The following is a 22,503-nucleotide window of genomic DNA, read 5'->3' on the forward strand; positions in this document are numbered from 1 at the left end:
GAGGCGGGCGTCACCAGGTTCGACCCGTGAGGTGTATGTGTCCAGGCTGAAGGCCGAGCACTTGTACAAAGTGTTCGGCAAACGACCCGAAGCCGCCGTCAAGCGGCTCGAAGGCGGCGCGAGCCGCGACGAGCTGCGTGCGGACGGCACCACGGCAGCCGTGATCGACGCCTCGTTCGAGGTCGAGGCCGGCGAGATCTTCGTCGTGATGGGTCTCTCGGGCTCCGGAAAGTCCACCCTGCTCCGGATGCTCAACGGCCTCCTGGACCCCACCTCCGGCCGGGTCTCCTACGACGGGCGCGACCTGACCGCCCTCACCCCCGCAGAGCTGCGCGAGGTCCGCTCGCGCAACATCAGCATGGTCTTCCAGCACTTCGCCCTCTTCCCGCACCGCAGCGTGCTGGAGAACGCGGGCTACGGCCTGGAGGTGCGCGGCGTACCGCGCGCCGAGCGCGAGCGGCGGGCCGCCGAGGCCCTGGAGCTCGCCGGCCTGGCCGGCTGGGAGCGCTCCTGGCCCGACGAGCTCTCCGGCGGCATGCAGCAGCGCGTGGGCCTGGCCCGCGCCCTCGCCACCGACGCCGACCTGCTGCTGATGGACGAGTCCTTCAGCGCCCTCGACCCCCTGATCCGCCGCGACATGCAGGATCAGTTGCTGGACCTCCAGAAGCGGCTCAAGAAGACCATCGTGTTCATCACCCACGACCTCAACGAGGCCATGCGCCTCGGCGACCGCGTCGCCGTCATGCGCGACGGCCGCATCGTCCAGAACGGCACCGCCGAGGACATCCTCCTCCGGCCCGCCAACGACTACGTCGCCTCCTTCATCCAGGACGTCGACCGTTCGCGGGTGCTCACCGCCGGCTCGATCGCGGAGCAGGACGGCACGGAGGCGGACGCCGTCGCCACCGTCGCCGGCGACACACCGCTGGCCGACCTGTTCGCCCCGCTCGCCCTCGGCACCGGACCGGTCGCCGTGACCGGTGCCGACGGCGCCCCGGCGGGAGTGGTCACCCGGGACCGGCTGCTGGCCGTGCTCGGCGAGCAGCCGGCGGGGGTGACCGCCGGTGCCTAGGATCAAGCTCGGCTCCTGGGCGCAGTCCGCCGTCGACTGGCTGCAGGCCCATCTCTCCTGGCTGTTCGACGCCATCAGCACCGTCCTGACCGGCCTCTACGACGGCGTCCACGCCGTGCTCGGCGCCCCCGACGCGCTGCTGATGGCGGGCATCCTGGCCGTCGTCGCCTGGTGGCTGCGCGGGCTGCTCGCCGGTGTGTTCGCCTTCGTCGGCCTCGCCCTGATCGACTCCTTCGGGCTCTGGGACGAGGCCACCGCGACGCTGTCGCTCGTCCTCGTCGCCAGCTTCATCACCCTGCTGCTCGCGGTGCCGCTGGGCATCTGGGCCGCCCGCGACCAGCGCGTCAGCCGGGCGCTGCGGCCGGTGCTTGACCTGATGCAGACGATGCCGGCGTTCGTCTACCTGATCCCCGGCGTGATGTTCTTCTCGATCGGCCCGATCCCGGGCCTCTTCGCGACGATCATCTTCTCGATGCCGCCCGGCGTCCGGATGACCGAGCTGGGCATCCGCCAGGTCGACGGCGAACTCGTCGAGGCCGCCCGGGCGTTCGGCACCACCCCGCGGCACACCCTCACCCGCGTCCAGTTGCCGCTGGCGCTGCCCACCATCATGGCGGGCGTCAACCAGGTGATCATGCTGGCCCTGTCCATGGTCGTCATCGCGGGCATGGCCGGCGCCGGCGGCCTCGGCGAGACGGTCTACGCGGCCGTCACCCAGGTCGACATCGGCGGCGGTGTGGAGAGCGGCCTCGCGGTCGTCGTCCTCGCCATGTACCTGGACCGGATGACCGGCGCGCTCGGCAAGCGGGTCTCCCCGCTCGGCCGCCGAGCCGCGGCCAAGACCCCGGCCGGTGCCCGGCCCTCCGCCGTGCTCAATTACCGGCCCGGCACCGCCGTCGCCACCGTCGGCGTCGTCGTCCTCGCGCTCGTCGCGGGCGGCATGCACCTGGCCGGCGGCGGGGACCGGGAGAGCGTGGCCGCCGGCTCCGACATCGGCCGCGGGCAGAAGGTGAAGATCGGCTACTTCCCGTGGGACGAGGCCGTCGCCACCACCCACCTCTGGCAGAACGTCCTGGAGGCCCGCGGCTACAAGCCGGAGGTCAAGCAGCTCGACCCCGGCCCGCTGTACACCGCGCTGGCCCAGGGGCAGATGGACGTCCAGTTCGACTCCTGGCTGCCCACCACGCACCAGCAGTACATGGACCGGTACGGCGACAAGCTCAGCGACCTCGGCACCTGGTACGGCCCCACCTCCCTGGAGCTGACCGTCCCGTCCTACGTCAAGGACGTGAACACGCTGGAGGACCTCAAGGGCAAGGCCGGGAAGTTCGGCGGGAAGATCGTCGGCATCGAGGCCAGCGCCGGCATGATGGGCAAGCTCAACGGCAACGTCCTCAAGGACTACGGCCTGGACGGCGAGTACAAGGTCGTCTCGTCCTCCACCTCCACGATGCTCGCCGAGCTCGACCGGGCCATCAGGAACAAGCAGCCGGTCGTCACCACCCTGTGGTCGCCGCACTGGGCGTACGGCACCTACGACCTCAAGAAGCTCAAGGACCCCAAGGGCGCCTGGGGCAAGGGCGAGGAGCTGCACGTCGTGGGCAAGAAGGACTTCGCCGCCGACTTCCCGCGGATCGCGGAGTGGGTGAAGGGCTTCAAGATGTCCGAGAAGGACCTCGCCTCGCTGGAGGCCGAGATCCAGAAGGGCGGCAAGGGCAAGGAGAAGGCCAGCGCGGGCCGCTGGCTGGACGCCCACCCGGGGCTGCTGGACAAGCTGGCGCCGGTGAAGACGTCCTGAGCCGGACGACGGCGTGAACGGGAGGCGTCCGGGCCGGTGGCCCGGGCGCCTTCGCCGTGTGCGGGGTCGCCCGTGCGCTCTCGCCCTGCGCGGAACCGCCCGCGGCCCTTTCACCGGGTGCGGGGTCACCTCGTCGCCGGGTCCGCCGGGCGGGCGCGCCGGAGTTCACTGAAGCCCGGAACCCCGGCCACCAACAGCGAGCCGTCCCACAGCCGGCCGGCGGCCTCGCCGCGCGGGACCGGCGCCACGACCGGGCCGAAGAAGGCGGTCCGCTGGCCGTCCGCACCGCGCACGGCCAGCACGGGCGTGCCCACGTCCGTCCCGGCCAGCGCGACGGCCTCCGCGTGCGAGGCGCGCACCGCCGCGTCCCACGCCGTGGACCCGGCCGCCTCCGCCGTGCCCGCCGGCAGCCCGGCCGCCGCCAGCGCGTCGGCCATTCCGTCCCACCGGCCCCGCTCGTGCACCTCCGTCCCCAGCGCCGCGTAGAACCGGCCGAGCGCCTCCTCGCCGTACGTCTCCGCGACCGCCGCGCAGACCCGTACGGGCTGCCACAGCCACCCCTCCGGGTCGCCCTCGGGGTCGTCGGCCCGGCCCTCGTTCAGCACAGACAGGCTCATCACGCGCCACCGCACGGTCACGGGCCGTACCACCGCCGCCTCCACGAGCCAGCGGGAGGTGATCCAGGTGTACGGGCAGGACGGGTCGAACCAGAATTCGGCGGTGTACGGCGGTCGCATGCGCCTCGGCCCTCCGGGGTGGGGTCCCCGCCGCGTACGGTGGGACGGTGACCACGTTGACTGGACGTCGTACCGTACGCCGTGTCGTCTCGCTCGTCCCGTCGCTCACCGAGGCGGTCGCCGCCACCGCGCCGGAGCTGCTCGTCGGGGCCACGGACTGGTGCGAGCACCCGGCCGGGCTCGACGTCGTCCGGGTCGGCGGAACCAAGAACCCGGACGTCGCGCGGGTCGTCGCGCTCGCCCCGGACCTCGTCGTCGCCAACGAGGAGGAGAACCGCGCCCCCGACCTCGCCGCCCTGCGCGCGGCCGGGCTCCACGTCCTGGTGACCGAAGTGCGCACGGTGCCGCAGGCGTTCGAGGAGCTGGAGCGGCTCCTCGTCGACGGCTGCGGGCTGGCAGCGCCCGGCTGGCTGGCGGACGCGCGGGACGCCTGGCGGGACGTGGGAGCGGCAACGCCCGCGCTGACGGCGGTGGTTCCGGTGTGGCGCCGGCCGTGGATGGTGCTCGGGCGGGACACCTTCGCCGGGGACGTGCTCGCCCGGCTCGGCGTCCGCCACGTGTACGCCGGCCACGCGGAGCGCTACCCCCGCGTCCCGCCGGACGAGCTGCGGGCGAGCGGCGCGGACCTGGTCGTACTGCCCGACGAGCCGTACCGGTTCACGCGCGACGACGGGCCCGAGGCGTTCCCCGGGCTCCCCGCCGCGCTCGTCAGCGGACGTCATCTCACGTGGTACGGGCCGTCGTTGACGCGGGCGCCCGAGGTGCTGGGGCGGGCGCTGCGCACAGCCGTCCGCTGACCAGCCCGGCCGCCGTCCCCGCCGTCGCGACCGCCCAGGCCGCCACCAGCACCGCGTACAGGGCGACCGCCAGCCAGGTGAGGGCGTGCAGCCCGGTGTGGCGGGCCAGTCCGGCGGCGCCCGTGACGCAGGTGCCGACCGGGAAGGTGAAGGCCCACCAGGTCATGGCGAAACCCATGCCGGAGCGGGCCGCGCGCACGACCATGGCCGTGGCGAAGGCCAGCCACAGCAGGGCGAAGCCCATGACCGGTACGCCGTAGAGCACCGCGAAGGCCGTCATCGCCGCCGGGTACGGGCCGCCGACCGCGGCCGGCGCGGCGTCGGCCAGGTTGTTCACGGCCGTCGTGGACTGGCCCAGCGGGCCCAGGACGAGGAACAGCGTCGGGGTGAGCGCGAGCGGCGGCGGACCGTGGTGGACCAGCCGCGAGAACACCACCGGCAGGATCACCAGCGTCATCAGCAGGCTCAGACCGAACAGCGCGTAACAGCCGAGCAGCATGCCCTCCCGCGCCTGTCCCGCCGGCAGGTGGGCGACGAGCGCCGGGCCGAGCGCGGCCGACACCATGGGCGCCACGACCGGCAGCAGCCACACGGGCGAGGCGGAACCGGGCTCGATCCGGTGCCGGGTCACCATCAGGTACGGGATGCCGGCGGCGGCCACCAGACCGGTCACCGTGCCCGCCGTCCACAGCACCGCGTCCACGGCCACCGCCGCCCGCTCGCCGACGACGCCCGCGCCCACGGAGAGCGTCGCGCCGCCGACCGCCAGCAGGGCCATTGCCAGACAGCCGTAGAACGGCGCCACCGCCGGGTCGGCCAGGTGGCGGGCCGCCTGGTCCCGGTAGCGGGCCCAGTGCGCGGCCCGGGCGGTGAGCAGGGCCACCAGGGCGAGGGCGGACAGGAGCCACACGGCCTCCAGGGCCGGGCGCGGCAGGGCCCGGCCGGGGAGCGCGGAGCCGGCGCTCGCCACGATGGCGGTGCCCATGACGCCGGCGTACCAGTTCGGGCCGAGGTGGCGCAGGCGGCGGACGTCCGGTGGACGTGGCGTGCGAGCGTCGGGGATGCCGGGAACGTCAGGCGCGTGGGGGGCATCGGGGGCGCGAGGGGCATCGGGGATGGGGAGGGGCGAGAGGGAACCGACCGTGCTCATGCCTCCACCGTGTCCCGTCCGGCCCGGCCTCACCAGAGACTCCGTCCCTATGACCACATAACCTGGACTTATGACGCAGCCGACGGACCCGTCGCGGGGCGCCTCGCGACCGGCGGACCCGCAGCCGGCGGACGCGCGGCCGGCCGACTCCGGCCGGACGGCCGGCCCCACCCCGCCGGCCGACCCGGCCCGGCCGAGCGGATCTTCCCGGCCGAGCGGATGGTCCCGTCCGGTCGACTCGGCCCGTCCGGTCGACTCGGCCCGGCCGGTCGACTCGGCCCGGCCGATCGCGGAGCGCGTCCCCGACCTCGCCGCCCTGGAACTGCTCCTCGCCGTCGCCCGACTGGGCAGTCTCGGCCGCGCGGCCCGCGAACTGGGCATCACCCAGCCCGCCGCGAGCGGCCGGCTCCGCGGCATGGAACGGATGCTGGGCGTCGCCCTCGTGGACCGCTCGCCGCGCGGCTCCCGGCTCACCCCGGCGGGCGTCCTGGTGACGGACTGGGCGCGCCGGATCGTCGAGGCGGCCGAGGCCTTCGACGCCGGGGCCCAGGCCCTGCGCACCCGCCGGGACTCGCGGCTGCGCGTCGCGGCGAGCATGACCATCGCCGAGTACCTGCTGCCCGGCTGGCTCATCACGCTGCGCACGCGGCGCCCGGGGACGGCCGTCTCGCTGTACGCAGGCAACTCGGCGGCCGTGGCGTCCCGCCTCCTCGCGGGCCGGGCCGACCTCGGCTTCGTCGAGGGCCTGGAGGTACCGCCCGGCCTCGACGGCGCGGTCATCGGCCACGACCGGCTCGTCCTGGTCACCGCGCCCGGCCACCCCTGGGCCCGCCGCCGCGCGCCGCTCACCCGCGCCGAACTCGCCGCCGCCCCCCTGATCCTGCGCGAGAGCGGCTCCGGCACCCGCCAGGTCCTCGACGCGGCCCTCGCCGCCGAGCACGGCCCGGCCGCGCCGCTGCTGGAACTCGCCTCCACCACGGCGGTCAAGGCGGCGGTGGTGAGCGGCGCCGGCCCGTCCGTCCTCAGCGAACTGGCCGTCGGCGACGAGCTCGCCGCCCGCCGCCTCGTCGAGGTCCCCGTCGCCGGCCTCTCCCTGCGCCGCGACCTCCGCGCGGTGTGGCCCCTGGGACAACGGCCGGTGGGGCCGGCGTGGGATCTGCTGGGGCTGACGCGGGGGATGGGGTGAGGGGGGCGTCTCCACGGAAGGGGCGGGGCCGGGGCGTTGCCGCGGAAGGGGCAGGGCCGGTCCCCGTCCTGCCGCCGGTCCTCGTCCCGCCGCCGGTCCCTGTCCTGCTGCCGATCCTCGTCCCGCCGCCGCTTCCGGTCGGCGTCGGCCGCGCCTCCGGTCTCCGCTTCTCACACTTCCGCTTCGCGGCTACCCGCCTCCCGGCCGGCCGCCTCCCGCGTTCCCGTTTCCCCTGCCGACGCCGCCGCCCGCTGCGCTCCCGCCTCCCGTTCCGTCCGGCGGTGGCGGCCCCCGGGGCGGGGCACGCGTCGAGGACCGGCCTCGTGGGCGGCGCTCCCCGGCCCGGCCTCCAGGGCCGCCGCGACCAGCCCGCGCATGAGGCGGAGGTCGTCGCGGACTTCCGGGTGCCACTGGACGCCGACGGCGAACCGGCTCTCGGACGAGGGGAGTTCCAGGGCCTCGATGGTGCCGTCCTCCGCGTGGGCCGAGGCGACGAGGCCGCGGCCGAGTCGGGCGACGCCCTGGTGGTGATGGGTCGCGACGTCGACCGGGAGCGGCATCAGACGGGCCGTCAGGGTGTCGGGGACGGTCTCCACGAAGTGGTCGGAGAAGGTGCCGAGGCGGGGGTTGTGGCCCTTGTGGCCCACGGTCTCCGGGAGGTGCTGGTTGAGCGTGCCGCCGGCGTGGACGTTCATGAGCTGCATGCCCCGGCAGATGCCCAGCACCGGTGTGCCGAGCCGCAACGCCGCGTCCAGCAGGGCCAGTTCCCACAGGTCGCGCTCCGGGACCGGGCGCCCGGTGCGCGGATGCGGCTCCTCGCCGTAGAGGGCGGGGTCCACGTCCTCGCCGCCGGCGAGGACCAGGCCGTCGAGGCGGGCGACGAGCGCGGGTGCGGCGTCCGGGGCGTCGGGCGGCAGCATGACGGCCAGGCCGCCCGCCCGCCGGACGTACTCCGGGTACGTGCTCGGCAGCAGCGCCGCGTGCTGGTCCCAGACGACGTTCCAGCGGGCGCGGGTGGAGTAGGTGGTGACCCCGATCAGCGGCTGGCGGGGCCGGGGGCTGCGGCTCTGCTGGCTTGTCACGTACCCTCGCGTCCTTTCGGTGGGGTGCCCGGCCGGGAGCCGGCCGGGCGGCGGGCCGCGTCGGGCGCCGTGCCGAGGGCCCGGCCCGTTGTCGGTGCGCGGCGCTCCCTGCCGGCGGCCCGCCGTCGTCGGGGCCGGTGAAGCCGGTAAAGGTCGCCTCCCGTACCTTTGCCCGTGGACGGCGGGTGGCGCAACCCCCGCACGCCTCGCGCCCCTTGGACGCGCCGTCCGCCACCCCTCCCCGCGCCCGTCGGCCGGGCCGTCTCACGTGAGGAAGCCCCGCAGCAGGGCCGCCGTTCCCGCGCAGTGCTCCCGCATCGCCGCGCGCGCCGTGTCCGGGTCCCCCCGGAGCACCGCCTCGGCGAGAGCCGCGTGCTGGCGCTGCGAGTGCTCCAGGTTGCGGACCAGCAGGGGGATGCAGTCCAGGAGTTGGTTGACGGTCGCCCGCACCGCCGAGTAGTGCGCGGCCAGCGACGGCGAGCCGGAAAGCTCGGCCAGGGTGAGGTGGAAGAGGGTGTCGTGGCGGCGGTAGTCGTCCGGGGCGGCGTCGCGGGTGGCGGCCAGGGCCTCGCGCAGCCGGTCGGCCGCCTCCGGCGGGAGCGGGCGGGCGGCGCACAGTTCGGCCGCGCCGAGCTCCAGGACCTCGCGGAACCGCAGGGTGTCCTCGACGTCCACGTCGGCGACCCGGCGGCGCAGTTCGGCCGCGTCCGCCGTCGGGGCCGGCGCCGGGAGCGCGTGGACGAACGTCCCGCCGTACCGGCCGCGCCGGCTCTCCACCAGTCCCTGCTCGTGCAGCACCCGCAGCACCTCGCGGAGCGTCACCCTGCTGATCCGCAGCCGCTCCGCCAACTCCCGTTCCGAGGGCAGCCGTTCGCCGTCGGCCACCAGGCCGAGCCGTATGATCCGCAGTATCCGCTCCAGGGCCTCCTCGAAGCCGTTGCCCGCGTGGACCGGCCGCAGGACCGATGACAGCCGGTCGGCCGCGCTCCCGTTCATCGGACCCCTTCCCAACCAATGGTCTACCGGCATACCTTAAGACTTCCGGTCGCACCGCACGGACCGCACCGACAGGGAGGCTCACCCGTGGCAGACCGCACGCCCCCGCTCAGCGTCGCCGAGCTCCGCCGGCTCGTCGGCGGCGGGGAGATCGACACCGTCGTCCTCGCCTTCACCGACATGCAGGGACGGCTCCAGGGCAAGCGGTTCGCCGCCCGCTTCTTCCTCGACGACGTGCTGGAGAACGGCACCGAGGGCTGCAACTACCTGCTGGCCGTGGACGCGGACATGAACACCGTCGACGGCTACGCCATGTCCTCCTGGGAGCGCGGCTACGGCGACTTCGCGATGCGCCCGGACCTGTCCACCCTGCGCCGCACCCCCTGGAACCCCGGTACCGCCCTGGTCACGGCCGACCTCGCCTGGCACGACGGCTCTCCGGTGCTCGCCTCGCCCCGGCAGATACTCCGTCGCCAGCTCGACCGGCTCGCCGAGCGAGGCTGGACCGCCCAGGTGGGCACCGAGCTGGAGTTCATGGTCTTCAAGGACTCCTACGAGCAGGCGTGGAGCGGCGGTTACCGGGACCTCACCCCGGTCAACCAGTACAACGTCGACTACTCCGTCCTCGGCACCGGCCGCGTCGAACCCCTGCTGCGTCGCATACGCAACGAGATGGGCGGCGCCGGGCTCACCGTCGAGTCGGCCAAGGGCGAGTGCAACCTCGGCCAGCACGAGATCGCGTTCCGCTACGACGAGGCCCTGGTCACCTGTGACCAGCACGCGGTCTACAAGACCGGCGCCAAGGAGATAGCCGCCCAGGAGGGCATGGCGCTCACCTTCATGGCCAAGTACGACGAGCGCGAGGGCAACTCCTGCCACATCCACCTCTCGCTGCGGGACGAGGCCGGGCGGCCGGTGCTCGCCGACGACGACGGCCCCTACGGCATGTCGCGCACCATGCGCCACTTCCTCGCCGGACAGCTCGCCGCGCTCCGGGAGTTCACCCTCCTCTACGCGCCCAACATCAACTCGTACAAGCGCTTCCGCCCCGGCTCCTTCGCCCCGACCGCCGTCGCCTGGGGGCCGGACAACCGCACCTGCGCCCTCCGCGTCGTCGGCCACGGCCGCTCGCACCGCTTCGAGAACCGCCTCCCCGGCGGTGACGTCAACCCCTACCTCGCCGTCGCCGGCATGGTCGCGGCCGGCCTGCACGGCGTGGAGAACGAGCTGGAGCTCCCCGAGGTGTGCACCGGCAACGCCTACGCCGGTGACGCCCGGCACGTTCCCGCGACACTGCGCGAGGCGGCGAAGCTGTGGGAGCGCAGCGCCCTGGCCCGGGCCGCGTTCGGGGACGAGGTGGTCGAGCACTACCTGACCATGGCCCGGGTCGAGCAGGAGGCGTACGACACCGCCGTGACGGACTGGGAGCGCTACCGCTCCTTCGAGCGCATGTGAGGGATCGGCCCGTGCAGCAACTGGAGATTCTCAACCCCGCGACCGAGGAGGTCGTCGCCACCGTCCCGGCCGCCGGAGTCGAGGACGTCGACGCGGCCGTCCGGCGGGCCGCCGGCGCGCAGCGCGACTGGGCCGCCCTCGCCCCCGGCGACCGGGCCCGGCTGCTCCGCCGCTTCGCCGCCGTCGTGGACGCGCACCTGGAGGAGCTCGCCCTGCTGGAGGTCCGCGAGGCCGGGCACCCGGTGGGCGGCGCTCGCTGGGAGGCCGGCAACGTCCGCGATCTCCTCGACTACGCGGCCGGCGGTGTCGAACGGCTCACCGGCCGGCAGATCCCGGTGGCCGGCGGCCTCGACGTCACCTTCCACGAACCGCTCGGCGTCGTCGGCGTCATCGCCCCTTGGAACTTCCCGATGCCCGTCGCCGCCTGGGGTTTCGCCCCCGCCCTCGCCGCCGGCAACGCCGTCCTCCTCAAACCGGCCGAGACCACACCGCTCACCGCGCTGCGGCTGGCCGAGCTCGCGCTGGAAGCCGGGCTCCCGGAGGGACTGTTCCAGGTCCTGCCCGGGACCGGGCCGGTGGCCGGGAACGCACTGGTCGAACACCCCGGCGTCGCGAAGATCGTATTCACCGGTTCCACCGCCGTCGGCAAGCGGATCATGGCCACATGCGCCGAGCGCGTGAAGCGGGTGACCCTCGAACTCGGCGGCAAGTCCGCCAACATCGTCTTCGCCGACGCGGACGTCGAACGCGCCGCCGCCACCGCCCCCGGCTCGTTCCTCGACAACACCGGCCAGGACTGCTGCGCGCGCAGCCGCATCCTCGTCCAGCGGAGCGTCTACGACCGCTTCATGGAGCTGCTCGAACCCGCCGTCCGGGCCGTCGTGGTCGGCGACCCCGCCGATCCGGCGACGGACATGGGCCCGCTGATCTCCGCCGCCCACCGGGAGCGGGTGCGTGCGTACGTGCCGGAGTCCGCGCCCGCCGCGATCCGGGGCGAGGCTCCGACCGGGAAGGGGTTCTGGTACCCCGCCACCGTGCTGGAGGGGTCCGCCGATGACCGGGTGGCGCGCGAGGAGGTGTTCGGGCCGGTCGCCGTCGTCATCCCGTTCGAGGACGAGGAGGAGGCGGTGCGCATCGCGAACGCGACCGATTACGGGCTGGCCGGGTCTCTGTGGACGCGGGACGTCTCGCGGGCGCTGCGGGTGTCGCGGGCCGTCGCGGCCGGGAATCTGTCCGTGAACTCCCATAGTGCCGTGCGGTATTGGACGCCTTTCGGGGGGTTCAAGCAGTCGGGGCTGGGGCGGGAGTTGGGGCCGGATTCGGTTGCGGCGTTCGCTGAGGTGAAGAACGTTTTTGTCGCGGTGGAGTGAGGGTGCCCCGGTCCCTCCCCCAGAGGGGGCACCCCCACTTCGCCGTTTCCTGGGGCTGCGCCCCAGACCCCGCTTGTCGCGGCTTCGCCGCTCGTCCTCAAGCGCCGGACAGGCTGGAATGTGCCTGAGGTGGCACTTTCAGCCCGTCCGGCGTTTGAGGACAGCGCGCGAAGCGTGCTTCGGGGGTCTGGGGGCTTGCCCCCAGGAATCGGCGAAGTGGGGGTGCCCCCTCTGGGGGAGGGACCGGGGCACAGCCCGCCGCAGGCGCCACCCCCACCCCACGGAAAGGAAACCCTCATGACCGAGACCGAAACCCCCACCTGCCGTCGCCTCCCCGGCCGAACAGCCGTCATCACCGGCGCGGCCGGCGGCATCGGCCTCGCCACCGCTCGCCGCCTCGCGTCCGAGGGCGCACACGTGGTCTGTGCCGACGTCGACGAGAAGGCGGGCCAAGCGGCGGCCGAGGAAGTAGGCGGCCTCTTCGTCCGCACGGACGTGACCGACGCCGACCAGGTGGAAGCCCTCTTCAAGGCCGCTCACGACACCTACGGCTCGGTCGACATCGCGTTCAACAACGCCGGCATCTCCCCTCCCGAGGACGACTCGATCCTCACCACCGGCCTGGACGCCTGGAAGCGCGTCCAGGAGGTGAACCTCACGTCCGTCTATCTCTGCTGCAAGGCGGCGCTGCCGTACATGCGCGCCCAGGGCAAGGGCTCGATCATCAACACCGCGTCGTTCGTCGCGGTGCTCGGTTCGGCGACGTCGCAGATCAGCTACACGGCGTCGAAGGGCGGGGTTCTCGCCATGTCGCGGGAGCTGGGGGTGCAGTTCGCCCGGGACGGGATCCGGGTGAACGCGCTGTGCCCGGGGCCGGTCAACACGCCGCTCCTCAAGGAGTTGTTCGCCAAGGACCCGGAGCGGGCCGCGCGGCGCCTGGTGCACGTGCCGGTGGGCCGGTTCGCGGAGGCGGAGGAGATCGCGGCGGCCGTGGCCTTCCTGGCGAGTGACGACGCGTCGTTCGTGAACGCGGCCGAATTCCTGGTGGACGGGGGCATCTCCGGGGCGTACGTGACCCCCCTGTAGCGGCGGGCGCTCCGCCTGTAAGGTCCATGACCAGACGCCGGAGTCGGACGTTCCCGTCCGGCTCGGGCGTGTGTCCTGCCCTTTCAGCACCGAGCACCGAAGAGAACGCATGCGCACGAAGTACGCCATCGCCGCCGGCTTCCTGGTCACCGCGACCCTCGCCACCTCGGCACCGACAGCGGGCGCGGCCCCGGCGGCGCACGGCGCCCGCACCGCGGCCCACTGCCCCGAGCTGGACAAGAAGATCACCTGGTTCGGCACCAACCGCGCCAAGCTCCAGCGCATGATCGACGAGCGTGGCACCTGCTCGGGCCGGACCGGCGCCCGTCCCGTCGCCGCGTTCGACTGGGACAACACCGTCGTCAAGAACGACATCACCGACGCCACCCTCGCCTGGTCGCTCAAGCACGACAAGATCCTCCGGCCGAAGAGCTGGAAGGACACCAGCAAGTGGCTGACCCCGGCCGCGGACCGGGCCCTCACCGCCGCCTGCGGCACCTCCGTGCCGGCCGGCAAGCCGCTGCCGACCTCGAAGAACACCCGCTGCGCGGACGAGATATTCGAGATCCGCGAGAAGTCGAAGACGATGGGCGGCGCGCCGGCCTTCGCGGGCGACTGGAACCACCGCCGTACCGTCCCCGCCTACGCCTGGATCCCGCAGCTCTTCTCCGGCCACACCCCGGCCGCGCTCTCCTCCTTCGCCCGCGAGGCCCGCACCGAGCAGCTCGCCGCGCCCGTGGGCAGCAAGCAGAAGGTCGGCACCCACACCATCGCCGGCTATGTCCGCTACTACGACCAGCAGAAGGACCTGATCCGCACGCTCAAGGCGGCCGGCTTCGACGTCTACATCGTCTCCGCCTCCTCCGAGCCCATCGCCGAGGCCTGGTCCGGCGGCGTCGGCCTGGACCGCGCCCACACCATCGGCATCCGCAGCATCGTCAAGAACGGCCGCCTCACCCCGGGCATCAAGGGCTGCGGCGACGTCAAGGACGGCATGGGCGAGGCCCTGCCGTACATGGACGGCAAGCGCTGCATGATCAACGAGCACATCTTCGGCATCAAGGGCGCCAAGGCCTGGAAGCAGCAGGACTTCCGGCACCGCATCGCCCTCGGCGCCGGCGACGCCGACACGGACGTCACCTTCGTCGGCGACGCCACCGGCGCCCACCTCGCCATCAACCGCAACAAGGCCGAGCTGATGTGCCGCGCGTACGACAACGAGGACGGCCGCTGGGTCGCCAACCCGATGTTCATCGACCCCATGCCGCGCAAGACCGGCACCTACCCCTGCGCCACCGCCGGCTACACCCGCCCCGACGGCACCCTCGCCCCCGTCCGCCGCACGGACGGCTCGATCATCCCGGACCAGACGGACACCGCGGTCTGAGCCTCCGGGCCCCGGCCGGCCGCCGACGGGCCGGGCCGGGGGAGATCAACGCGGTAGCGGTCCTGCCGGGCACCCTGGCGGGACCGCTGCCGCATCCGCTGTACGGGGGGTGCCGTCAAGCGAACGGCTGCCCGCCGGGCCCGGACCGGCTGGGATTGTCCAACACCCCCGCGTCGTCCGGCACTCCGATGGCATGATGACGTCATGGTGCTACAAGTGGGTTTAAGGGCACTTCAGAAGCGACGGGACGAACTCCGGTGCAGCGCCGACTCCGTAGGGAGTACCGGTGACGTCGCGACCGTGTGCCTCCTCCTGTTCTACGCCGCGGAGTGCGGTCTGAAGGAGCGTCTGCTCGCGCGCAGGGGACTCCGTGATTCCTCGGCCCTGGAACCCACGCACGACCTTCGCAAGCTGGCCAAGGAACTACGTCTTCCACGGTCGGTCGGTGAACGTCTCGACCGACTCCGGAACTGCCGACTGCACCCGCACACCCGTGGCTCCGTCACCATGGCCGACTTGCATCAAGCCTGGCGTTATGGTGCGAAGCTGGACGCGGCGGACGAGAAGGAAGCCCACGAAGCGCTCCGCACCCTGATCACCTGGTGCGAGCAGGACTGAGGAGTACCGGCCAGTGGCGGATCTGAGTGACCTGGAAGCGCCTGTCCCACCGGCACACCTGTTCACCTGGGTGGACGTGGACGAGCACCTCGCCCACCTTTCGGCTGCCGGGCGGTGGCCCGGCTGGCTGCTCGCGGCCGACGGTTGGTGGGACGGGCTGGAACTCGTGGTGGCTCCCGGCACGGAACCGGGGCACGTGAAGGAGTGGCTGGACCTGGCATTCGGGGTGGGGTCGGCCGAATGGCGCGATGGAACACTCCTGCTGGGTTTGGACGACCCGCGGACGACGGAGTTCACGGGAATGCCTGTTGTGCTGAGCACGGAGCCGGAAAACTCGGAATTGCCGCGGCGACTGCCTTTGCTGCGCGAGAAGCACATCACGCCTCAACTGGGTCTGCCCATGGAACGCCCCGCCGCCGACCGCTTTCCCGGTGACGTGCAACTGCTGGCATTCCACTCCTTCAAAGGCGGTGTAGGCCGCACTGTTCACGCGGTGGCCATGGCCGATGCCGTGGCCCGGCGCGGTGGAAGCGTCTTGTTGGTGGACGCCGATCTGGAAGCCCCGGGCATCACGTGGATGCACAAGGCGCAGGGCGGACAGGCGGATTTCTGCTTCGAGGACTTCCTCGCCCTGCTCCAGGGAGCCGACGACGACGGCTGGTCGGCGGCCGTCGACATCGCGGCCGCTTATCTTCCGAACCAGCAAGTGGGCCGATACGCGGGGAAGGGGCGCATCACTGTGGTCCCCACCAGCCGCAGGCCGTTGCTGGGCCCATCGGTGATCGAACCGGCCGACCTGTTGACACCTGGCCGCTCGTCGTACTTCCTCACCGAAGCGTTGGCGGCGCTGGCCGTGCGCACAGGCGCGGACACCGTGGTGGTGGATCTGCGGGCCGGCGCTTCGGAGCTGTCCGCGCCGGTACTGCTGGACCCGCGGGTGCAGCGCGTTTTCGTGACCACACTGAGTCATCAGTCACTGGCGGGTACGGAACGGCTGGTGCGTCAACTGGGACGCAGGGCGCCCGCTGTACAGGGAACGGACCCGGCCGGCGCGGTGGTCGTCACCCAGTACCGGGAAGACGTCCACACCGCTCAGCTCGAACAGGCTTGTGACGCGCTCGGATCCGCTCTCCTGGCGTCGCTCAGCCTGCCGGGCGGGAACGGCGAGGCGGGCCCCGACGAAGTGGATTCGGGTGTTCTCTCGCGGCCGTTGCTGAGTAAGTTCAGGGAAGAACTCCTGGCTCTGCCATCCTCCTGGGACGCGGTGGTGCGGGTCCTGGACGACTGCAAGGTCGCGGAGGCCCTGGAACCCATCATCCCCGCTCCGCTCCCGGCTGCCCTCGTCGCGGGCGACGCCCAGGAGGACCCACAGCCCGTCGACTACCAGTCGCTGCGGAGGAACCTCGCCGACGCGGCGAACCGGCTCATCCACGCGGAACGGGAGGGCCTCTCCTCCACCAGTGGCTTCCTTGTGACCGATCCGCTCCGGAGACTGCTGGGGGACCACCGGACCGAGCCACCGCTCGCCTTGGTGGTGGGTGCGAAGGGCGCGGGCAAGACTTTTCTGCACGCGAAGGCGTGCGCGGCGCGGTCGTGGGCGAGGTTCGCCGAACAGTCCCAGGTCGAAGGAGTGCGACTGGACGCCCTCGTGGTACCCGTGCTGGAGTCGGTGAATCTCGAGTCGGACGACCTCACGACGCAGGATCTGCGGGACGCGTTCGTCGCCCGCCACCGGGCCCCGGGTGCCGGAGCCGAAACCACCCAGGACATCAGTGACAGGCTGAAAAGAGGGCTGGCCACACTCGACGACAAGGACGAGATCGGGTGGCGGAACCTGTGGCTCGAAACGCTTGCCGCGGCGGCCGGTGTGCTGCCCGGAAACGGAGGGAGCGTCGAGGACGCGCTCACTGACCTGGGCAGGAGGGCGCGGGCCGTTTTCGTCATCGACGGGCTGGAAGACCTGCTGCAGACGCTCGACACGGACGTCAAGCGAACAGCTCTGCGCGTGCTGCTGATCGACGTGCTCGCGTGGCTGCGGTCATTGCGGGGGCGCCCGCTCGGGCTGGTGGTCTTCGTGCGCCAGGACCTGGTGACACGTGCGGTGCGTCAGAACAGTGGACAGCTCCTGGGGCGCTATGAGCCCTATGCGCTGCGCTGGGACAAAAAGGAAGCACTGCGCTTGGCGTTGTGGGTCTCGGCTCATGCGGAAGCGTTGCCGATGCCCATGTCCAAGTCGGAGATCACCGAGCTTTCGGATGAGACGGTAGTCGAATCCCTGATCCAGTTGTGGGGCTGGAAAATGGGCACGGAGAAATCCAAAGAGGCTCGTTCCCATCTGTGGGTACCGGCTGCGCTCGGCGATTTTCATGATCAGGTACAGGCCCGGGACGTGGTGAAGTTCCTCGCGGAAGCGGCCCGGCTGTCCATCCCGCAGACGACGTGGGAGGACCGGGTTCTGGTGCCCAGCGCGATGCGCAACGCGCTCTTCGAATGCAGTGTGAACAAGATCGAGGCCATCCAGACGGAGAACCAGGAAGTAGGAGCGCTGCTGGCCAGGCTGCAGAAGGTGCAGGCGGTGACGGTTCCCTTCGAGTTGGAATCGGTCGGCCTTTCCGTGGAAGAGGCGGACTTCCTGGTGAGTTCCGGGGTCTTCAACCGCGGCAAGGACGGTCGGTACTGGGTTGCCGAGATCTACCGGCACGGTCTCGGGTTCGGCAGTGAGCGACGGGCGAGGGTGCTGTGGCGTCGCTGAACCCATAGGTATCGCCCGTAGGCCTCAGAGGAACGTCTTCCCCTCGCCCCGGTACGTCGGCACCGTGTCCGCCACCCGGTCGCCGTCGATCAGGTGCAGGGCGGCGAAGCGTTCGCAGAGTTCGCCGGCCTTCGCGTGGCGGAACCACACCTTGTCGCCGACCGCCAGGGTGTCCGCCGGGGCGCCGAGCAGGGGGGTCTGTACCTCGCCGGCGCCCTCCTGGCGGGTCAGGCGGAGGCCCGCCGGGAGGTGTGGGACGGGGAGGCGGTCGGGGGCGGAGGGGCCGGAGGCCGGGAGGCCGCCGCCCAGGGCGGTGACGACGCCGGGGCCCGGGCGGCGGACCACCGGCAGGGCGAACAGGGCGGCGGGGCGGCCCCTGAAACCGGTGTAGTGGTCGAACAGGCGCGGCTGGTACAGCCCGGAGCCCGCCGCCACCTCCGTCACCGCGGCCTCGGCCGCCGTGTGGTGGACGCTGCCCGTCCCGCCGCCGTTGACGAACTCCAGGTCCGCGACGGCCCGGACCGCCCGGACGGCCTCCGCCCTGCGTACCGCCAGCTCCCGGCGGGAGACCGACTGGAGCAGCCGGATCGCCCGGGAGCGCAGCGGCCGCCCCGGCACCGCGTCCCCCACCCCCGCCACCTGCGCCTCGTACGCCATCAGGCCCACCAGCCGGAAGCCGGGGCGGCGGACGACGGAGCGGGCCAGCGCGGCCAGTCGGGCCGGGTCGTGCAGCGGTGAGCGCAGGGCGCCCACGCGGATCCGGCCGGCCAACAGGCGCAGGGAGGTGTCCAGTTCGAGGCAGACCCGGATCTCCTCGCGTCCCGTCCGGGCCGCGTCGATCAGCGCCAGGTGCGCCGGGTCGTCCACCATGACCGTGACCGCGCGGGCCAGCCGGGCGTCGGACGTCAGCTCGGCGAAGCCGGCCCGGTCGGCCGACGGGTAGGCGAGCAGCACGTCGTCGATGCCCGAACGGGCCAGCCACAGCGACTCGGCGAGCGTGTGGCTCATCACCCCCGCGAAACCGTCGTGCTCCAGCACCCGCTCCAACAAGGCCCGGCAGCGCACCGACTTGGTGGCCACCCGCACCGGCTTGCCCCGCGCCCGGCGGGCCAGATCCGCCGCGTTGGCGTCGAACGCCCGCAGGTCGACCACGGCCAGCGGTGCGTCGAGGTGTGCGGTGGCCCGGTCGTAGCGGGCCCGGTCGGCGAAGGCTCCGGTGGCGTGGGTGAAGGCGGGGGTCATGGCGGGCAGCTTGCCAGAGCCGATTACCGCTGGGTAGGGGCCGCGCGACGGAGGACGGACCCCGGCGGATGGCCTCCGGCACGGCGTGCCCCGTAGAGTGACGCGCGCGCCGTGGATCACCACGGCCGCGCAGAGCGCGGGGCGACCGGGCGCGGTGGCAACCGGCCCGCCCCGCAGGGCAGTCGAGCAGCCGAGTGGTCGAAAGGCCGGCGGCAGTCGTCCGGGCGGGGGAGCGCAGGGTGGGCACCGAAGCGGAATGGCTGTGGAGACCCGCGCCCGCGCCCGTTCCCCTGCCGCCGCGCCCGGCCCGTCCGCCGTCGGCCGGCGCCCCGCCGCGTACCGCCTCCGCCCGCGCCGGGCGCGGAACCGCCGCGGCCGTCTGCGCGATCCTCGGCGCCGGGCTCCTCGGAGGTGCGGCGGCGGGCGGCTGGCTCACGGCACGGCCGGCCGGCCGGACGGCCGCCGAGGCCGCGTACGCGCGCGCCGGCACCGTCTGGGAGACCGAGCCGGTGGACCGCCTCTTCCCACCCGCCGTGCACGACGCGACCGCCGGGCCCGGCGGCGCGTCCCGCGACTGGGTCCGGCTCGGCGTCGCCCCCGACGCGGACTGCGCCGGTGCCTTCGACCCCTCCCTCGCGCTCGCCCTCCGGCCGGTCGGCTGCACACGGCTGCTGCGGGCCACCTACGCCGACGCCACGTCGTCCGGCGTGACCACCGTCGGGCTGCTCGTCACCGAGGCGGACGCGGACGGCATGCGGGCCCTCCGCGAGCGGTTCACCGTCGAACGGCTCGCCGAGCGGCCGGACATGCTGCCCCGCCCCTACGCCCCGCCCGGCACCCCCGCCGAGCGCTTCGGCCCCGCGCAGCGCGCCAGTTGGCACGTCGGCGTGCTCACCGACCTGCCGGTCGTCGTCTGGTCGGTCACCGCCTTCGCCGACGGCCGCCCCGTGCCCGAGCCGCAGCCGGCCGCCCGCGCCGTCGACCCCACCGCGACCACGGCCCCCGCCGAGGCGGGCCTCGGCCACGACGCGACGGCCCTGGCCGCCCACGTCGAGCGCGCTTTCCGCACGGCGGCGCGGGGCGGCGCGCCGGGAGCCGGCCGGTGAGCGCGGCGCGGGCGGGCCGGGGGCCCGCGGGTACGCGGCCCGGACGCCCGGGCGGCGCGGGACGGACGAGGTCCGGCACCGGACGCGGCCGGAGGGGCGGCGGAAGCGGCACCGGGAGCACGGACACGAAGACGGTGGCGGGTCCGGGCGGCGGGGCGGGGCCGTGGCATCCGGGAGCCGTGGCCGGAAGCGGTGGGTCGTCGGCGGGGGCACGGGCCTGCCCGGCCGCCCACCGAGGGGCCCGTACGCGGCCGGCGGGAGGCACACCATGAGCGCGGCGCGGGCGGGCCGGGGGCCCTTCCGCGCGGCCGTGCGGTCGGGGCCGGTATCCGCCGCGGCGAACCTCCGGCGGGCCGTGAGGACCGCGAGCCGCGAACGAGGGGCTCCCACCGGGACGGGCGGCAGGCGGCCCGGCGGCACGCCACGGGCCGGGGCGGCAGGGCGCACGGCGCTGTCCTCCCGCGTCCTGCGTGGGACGGCCCCCGGGCTCAGGGGCGGAAGGCCGACCGCCCTCGCGGGGTACGGAACCCGCCGCGCGGCCGCCACCGTCGTGACCGTCCTGGCCACCGTCCTCGCGGCCGCCCTCACCGTCGCGGGTGCCGCCCCCGCCCGCGCCGACGCGATCCGGGTGCAGGAGTGGGCGCTGGACACGCTGCACCTGGACGAGGCGTGGCGCACCACGCGCGGCGCCGGGGCGACCGTCGCCGTCCTCGACACCGGCGTCGACGCCGGCCACCCCGACCTGCGCGGCCGGGTGCTGCCCGGCAAGGACCTCGTCGGCTTCGGCGCCGGGCGCGGGGACCGGTCCTGGGCGCGGCACGGCACCGCCATGGCCGGGATCGTCGCCGGCCGCGGGCACGGCGCGGGGGACGGCGACGGGGTGCTGGGCGTCGCCCCCGAAGCCCGGATCCTGCCCGTGCGCGTGATCCTGGAGGAAGGCGACCCGGCCCGCGCCCGGGCGCGGGCCGCGCGCGGCGGCGCCCTCGCCGAGGGCATCCGCTGGGCCGCCGACCACGGCGCGGACGTCATCAACCTCTCCCTCGGCGACGACAGCGCCACCGCCCACCCGGACGCGGGCGAGGACGCCGCCGTCCGCTACGCCCTCGCCAAGGGCGCCGTCGTCGTCGCCTCCGCCGGCAACGGCGGGCGGGACGGCGACCACGCCTCCTACCCGGCCGCGTATCCGGGCGTCATCGCCGTGACCGCCGTCGACCGGAACGGCGGCCGGGCCGCCTTCTCCACCCGCCGGTGGTACGCGACGCTCAGTGCACCGGGCGTCGGCGTCGTCATCGCCGATCCCGACCGGCGCTACTACGAGGGGTGGGGGACGAGTGCCGCCGCGGCGTTCGTCTCCGGGGCGGCGGCGCTCGTCCGGTCCGCCCATCCCGGGCTGGCTCCGGAGCGGGTGCGGCGGGTGCTCGTGGAGAGCGCGCGGGACGCGCCGGCCGGCGGGCGCAGCGACGAGTTGGGCGCGGGGGTCGTGGATCCGGCGGGGGCGCTGACGCTCGCGGGCCGGCCTCCGGGGGAGGGGGCCGGTTCTCCGGCACCGCGTTACTTCGGCGCGGGGCCGTACGCCCGGCGGGTCGAGCGGCCGGCTCCCGGGCCGGGTGTGCCCGTGCTGGCCGCCGGTTCGGCGGGCCTGCTCCTGTTGCTGGTCGCGGGGGTGCTGCGGTGGGGGCGCCGGCGGGTGGGTTAGCCCCGGCCCCGCCCTTTCACCGCTTCCGCGGGAGGGCCCGCACCCCGCGCTCCCGCGACGTGGCTTCGCGGCGTTCGTCCTCACACGCCGGACGGGCTGAATGGTGCGCCCGGGGCACGGCCCGTCGCAGGCGCCCCCGGCGGAGCGCGCCGCAAGAGCCACCCGGCCCCGACCCCGGGCCCAACCCCCACCGAACCCGTCACCCCCCTCCCGATACCCTCGACCCGTGGCCCTCAAGAACATCCCGGACCCCGGTTTCTCCGACGACGACGGCTCCGCCGACCCCGTACTCGCCGAGGCGCTCGCCGCCTGGGCCGCCGACCGGGGGGCGGAGGGGCGGGTGCTGGCCGCGCTCAGGAACGCGCGGCTGCTGGTACCGGTGGTGGCCGTGCTGGGCGAGGTGGAGACGGGGCCGGACGGGCTGAAGCGGGAGAAGACCAGCGACATGGCCGTGCCCACCCTCCAGGCGCCCGACGGGCGGCGGGCGCTGCCCGCGTTCACGTCCATGGAGACGCTCCACCGCTGGCGCGCCGACGCCCGGCCCGTCGCCGTCCCCCTGCACCAGGCGCTCCAGGCGGCCGCGCACGAGAAGGCCGACACGATCGTCGTGGACATGGCGGGACCGGTGACCTATCCGCTCACCGGCCGTGCCCTGCTGGCCCTGGCCGAGGGCCGGACCAGCACCGACCCGCTGGCCGACCCCGCCGTCGCCGAGGCCCTGCGCGGGCTGCTGGCCGCCGAGGACGGCGTCCTGCGGGCCCACCTCGTGGCCGCGGGCGACGCGGACGGGACCCTCGCGCTGGCGCTGGCCGACGGGGTCGCGCCCGCCGAGGTGGCCCGGCGGATCGCCGAGGCCCTGGCCGGTGACGAGGTGCTGCGCGCCAGGCTGGTCCGCGGCCTCGACCTGGCGCTGCTGCCGGTGGGCGCCGAGGTGCCGGGGGAGCCCCTGTTCAGCCGCTGAGCGGTCCGCGGA

General features: G+C 74.0%; 18 protein-coding genes. 13 read left to right on the top strand and 5 right to left on the bottom strand.

Annotated features, from left to right (window positions below; all coding sequences use genetic code 11):
• The first annotated feature begins 37 nt into the window (after positions 1 to 37).
• Both ACZ6X9_RS17130 and ACZ6X9_RS17135 read left to right on the top strand, forming a co-directional pair.
• Positions 38 to 1,072, top strand: coding sequence for a quaternary amine ABC transporter ATP-binding protein (locus ACZ6X9_RS17130; protein ID WP_469778809.1), 1,035 nt, complete (start codon positions 38 to 40; stop codon positions 1,070 to 1,072).
• Positions 1,065 to 2,870 carry an ABC transporter permease/substrate binding protein gene (locus tag ACZ6X9_RS17135; protein WP_469778810.1) on the top strand — a complete coding sequence of 602 codons (1,806 nt, stop codon included), beginning with the start codon at positions 1,065 to 1,067 and terminating at the stop codon, positions 2,868 to 2,870. The genes ACZ6X9_RS17130 and ACZ6X9_RS17135 overlap by 8 nt, the downstream gene beginning before the upstream one ends.
• A gap of 125 nt (positions 2,871 to 2,995) precedes the next feature.
• Here ACZ6X9_RS17135 and ACZ6X9_RS17140 read toward each other — a convergent pair whose 3' ends face one another.
• Complete coding sequence (locus ACZ6X9_RS17140; protein WP_469778811.1) at positions 2,996 to 3,607, bottom strand: DsbA family protein; 612 nt, start codon at positions 3,605 to 3,607, stop codon at positions 2,996 to 2,998.
• 56 nt (positions 3,608 to 3,663) lie between these two features.
• Between ACZ6X9_RS17140 and ACZ6X9_RS17145 the strand changes: the two genes are divergently transcribed.
• Complete coding sequence (locus ACZ6X9_RS17145) at positions 3,664 to 4,404, top strand: helical backbone metal receptor (RefSeq protein ID WP_469779177.1); 741 nt, start codon at positions 3,664 to 3,666, stop codon at positions 4,402 to 4,404.
• Here ACZ6X9_RS17145 and ACZ6X9_RS17150 read toward each other — a convergent pair.
• Positions 4,331 to 5,554 (bottom strand): TDT family transporter, encoded by a 1,224-nt coding sequence (locus tag ACZ6X9_RS17150; RefSeq protein WP_469778812.1) that lies wholly within the window; start codon positions 5,552 to 5,554, stop codon positions 4,331 to 4,333. The genes ACZ6X9_RS17145 and ACZ6X9_RS17150 overlap by 74 nt on opposite strands.
• A gap of 286 nt (positions 5,555 to 5,840) precedes the next feature.
• On the opposite strand from ACZ6X9_RS17150, the gene ACZ6X9_RS17155 reads away from it, so the two are divergent.
• The gene (locus ACZ6X9_RS17155) at positions 5,841 to 6,740 is read left to right on the top strand and encodes a LysR family transcriptional regulator (RefSeq protein WP_469779178.1); all 900 of its coding nucleotides are present in this window, start codon (positions 5,841 to 5,843) and stop codon (positions 6,738 to 6,740) included.
• Between the two features lie 170 nt (positions 6,741 to 6,910).
• On the opposite strand, the gene ACZ6X9_RS17160 is transcribed toward ACZ6X9_RS17155, so the two are convergent.
• Both ACZ6X9_RS17160 and ACZ6X9_RS17165 read right to left on the bottom strand, forming a co-directional pair.
• Positions 6,911 to 7,822 (bottom strand): gamma-glutamyl-gamma-aminobutyrate hydrolase family protein, encoded by a 912-nt coding sequence (locus ACZ6X9_RS17160; RefSeq protein ID WP_469778813.1) that lies wholly within the window; start codon positions 7,820 to 7,822, stop codon positions 6,911 to 6,913.
• A gap of 264 nt (positions 7,823 to 8,086) precedes the next feature.
• Entirely contained in the window at positions 8,087 to 8,818 is a 732-nt protein-coding gene (locus ACZ6X9_RS17165; RefSeq protein ID WP_469778814.1) for a FadR/GntR family transcriptional regulator, read from the bottom strand.
• A gap of 87 nt (positions 8,819 to 8,905) precedes the next feature.
• Between ACZ6X9_RS17165 and ACZ6X9_RS17170 the strand changes: the two genes are divergently transcribed.
• From ACZ6X9_RS17170 to ACZ6X9_RS17195, 6 genes are all read left to right on the top strand, one after another.
• Complete coding sequence (locus ACZ6X9_RS17170) at positions 8,906 to 10,273, top strand: glutamine synthetase family protein (RefSeq protein WP_469778815.1); 1,368 nt, start codon at positions 8,906 to 8,908, stop codon at positions 10,271 to 10,273.
• 11 nt (positions 10,274 to 10,284) lie between these two features.
• On the top strand, positions 10,285 to 11,643 hold the full coding sequence (locus ACZ6X9_RS17175) for an aldehyde dehydrogenase family protein (RefSeq protein ID WP_469778816.1): 1,359 nt from the start codon (positions 10,285 to 10,287) through the stop codon (positions 11,641 to 11,643).
• A gap of 297 nt (positions 11,644 to 11,940) precedes the next feature.
• Entirely contained in the window at positions 11,941 to 12,729 is a 789-nt protein-coding gene (locus tag ACZ6X9_RS17180) for a 3-oxoacyl-ACP reductase (RefSeq protein ID WP_469778817.1), read from the top strand.
• A 109-nt stretch (positions 12,730 to 12,838) separates the two neighbouring features.
• Positions 12,839 to 14,116 carry a haloacid dehalogenase-like hydrolase gene (locus tag ACZ6X9_RS17185; protein ID WP_469778818.1) on the top strand — a complete coding sequence of 426 codons (1,278 nt, stop codon included), beginning with the start codon at positions 12,839 to 12,841 and terminating at the stop codon, positions 14,114 to 14,116.
• 204 nt (positions 14,117 to 14,320) lie between these two features.
• Positions 14,321 to 14,734 carry a hypothetical protein gene (locus ACZ6X9_RS17190; RefSeq protein ID WP_469778819.1) on the top strand — a complete coding sequence of 138 codons (414 nt, stop codon included), beginning with the start codon at positions 14,321 to 14,323 and terminating at the stop codon, positions 14,732 to 14,734.
• A 13-nt stretch (positions 14,735 to 14,747) separates the two neighbouring features.
• The gene (locus ACZ6X9_RS17195) at positions 14,748 to 17,486 is read left to right on the top strand and encodes a KGGVGR-motif variant AAA ATPase (protein WP_469778820.1); all 2,739 of its coding nucleotides are present in this window, start codon (positions 14,748 to 14,750) and stop codon (positions 17,484 to 17,486) included.
• 24 nt (positions 17,487 to 17,510) lie between these two features.
• On the opposite strand, the gene ACZ6X9_RS17200 is transcribed toward ACZ6X9_RS17195, so the two are convergent.
• Complete coding sequence (locus ACZ6X9_RS17200; protein WP_469778821.1) at positions 17,511 to 18,728, bottom strand: amino acid deaminase/aldolase; 1,218 nt, start codon at positions 18,726 to 18,728, stop codon at positions 17,511 to 17,513.
• Positions 18,729 to 18,967: 239 nt separating this feature from the next.
• On the opposite strand from ACZ6X9_RS17200, the gene ACZ6X9_RS17205 reads away from it, so the two are divergent.
• From ACZ6X9_RS17205 to ACZ6X9_RS17215, 3 genes are all read left to right on the top strand, one after another.
• The gene (locus ACZ6X9_RS17205) at positions 18,968 to 19,834 is read left to right on the top strand and encodes a hypothetical protein (protein ID WP_469778822.1); all 867 of its coding nucleotides are present in this window, start codon (positions 18,968 to 18,970) and stop codon (positions 19,832 to 19,834) included.
• 550 nt (positions 19,835 to 20,384) lie between these two features.
• Positions 20,385 to 21,530, top strand: coding sequence for a type VII secretion-associated serine protease mycosin (mycP, locus tag ACZ6X9_RS17210; RefSeq protein ID WP_469778823.1), 1,146 nt, complete (start codon positions 20,385 to 20,387; stop codon positions 21,528 to 21,530).
• A gap of 226 nt (positions 21,531 to 21,756) precedes the next feature.
• The gene (locus ACZ6X9_RS17215; RefSeq protein ID WP_469778824.1) at positions 21,757 to 22,491 is read left to right on the top strand and encodes an SseB family protein; all 735 of its coding nucleotides are present in this window, start codon (positions 21,757 to 21,759) and stop codon (positions 22,489 to 22,491) included.
• Positions 22,492 to 22,503: the final 12 nt, after the last annotated feature.

The organism is Streptomyces sp. NPDC052910, assembly GCF_055585605.1.

Bases quoted from the DNA above. Each gene is read 5' to 3' on its own strand.
- ACZ6X9_RS17140 (WP_469778811.1), bottom strand. From the start codon at position 3,607: ATGCGACCGCCGTACACCGCCGAATTCTGGTTCGACCCGTCCTGCCCG.
- ACZ6X9_RS17150 (WP_469778812.1), bottom strand. From the start codon at position 5,554: ATGAGCACGGTCGGTTCCCTCTCGCCCCTCCCCATCCCCGATGCCCCT.
- ACZ6X9_RS17165 (WP_469778814.1), bottom strand. From the start codon at position 8,818: ATGAACGGGAGCGCGGCCGACCGGCTGTCATCGGTCCTGCGGCCGGTC.
- ACZ6X9_RS17180 (WP_469778817.1), top strand. From the start codon at position 11,941: ATGACCGAGACCGAAACCCCCACCTGCCGTCGCCTCCCCGGCCGAACA.
- ACZ6X9_RS17185 (WP_469778818.1), top strand. From the start codon at position 12,839: ATGCGCACGAAGTACGCCATCGCCGCCGGCTTCCTGGTCACCGCGACC.
- ACZ6X9_RS17190 (WP_469778819.1), top strand. From the start codon at position 14,321: ATGGTGCTACAAGTGGGTTTAAGGGCACTTCAGAAGCGACGGGACGAA.
- ACZ6X9_RS17200 (WP_469778821.1), bottom strand. From the start codon at position 18,728: ATGACCCCCGCCTTCACCCACGCCACCGGAGCCTTCGCCGACCGGGCC.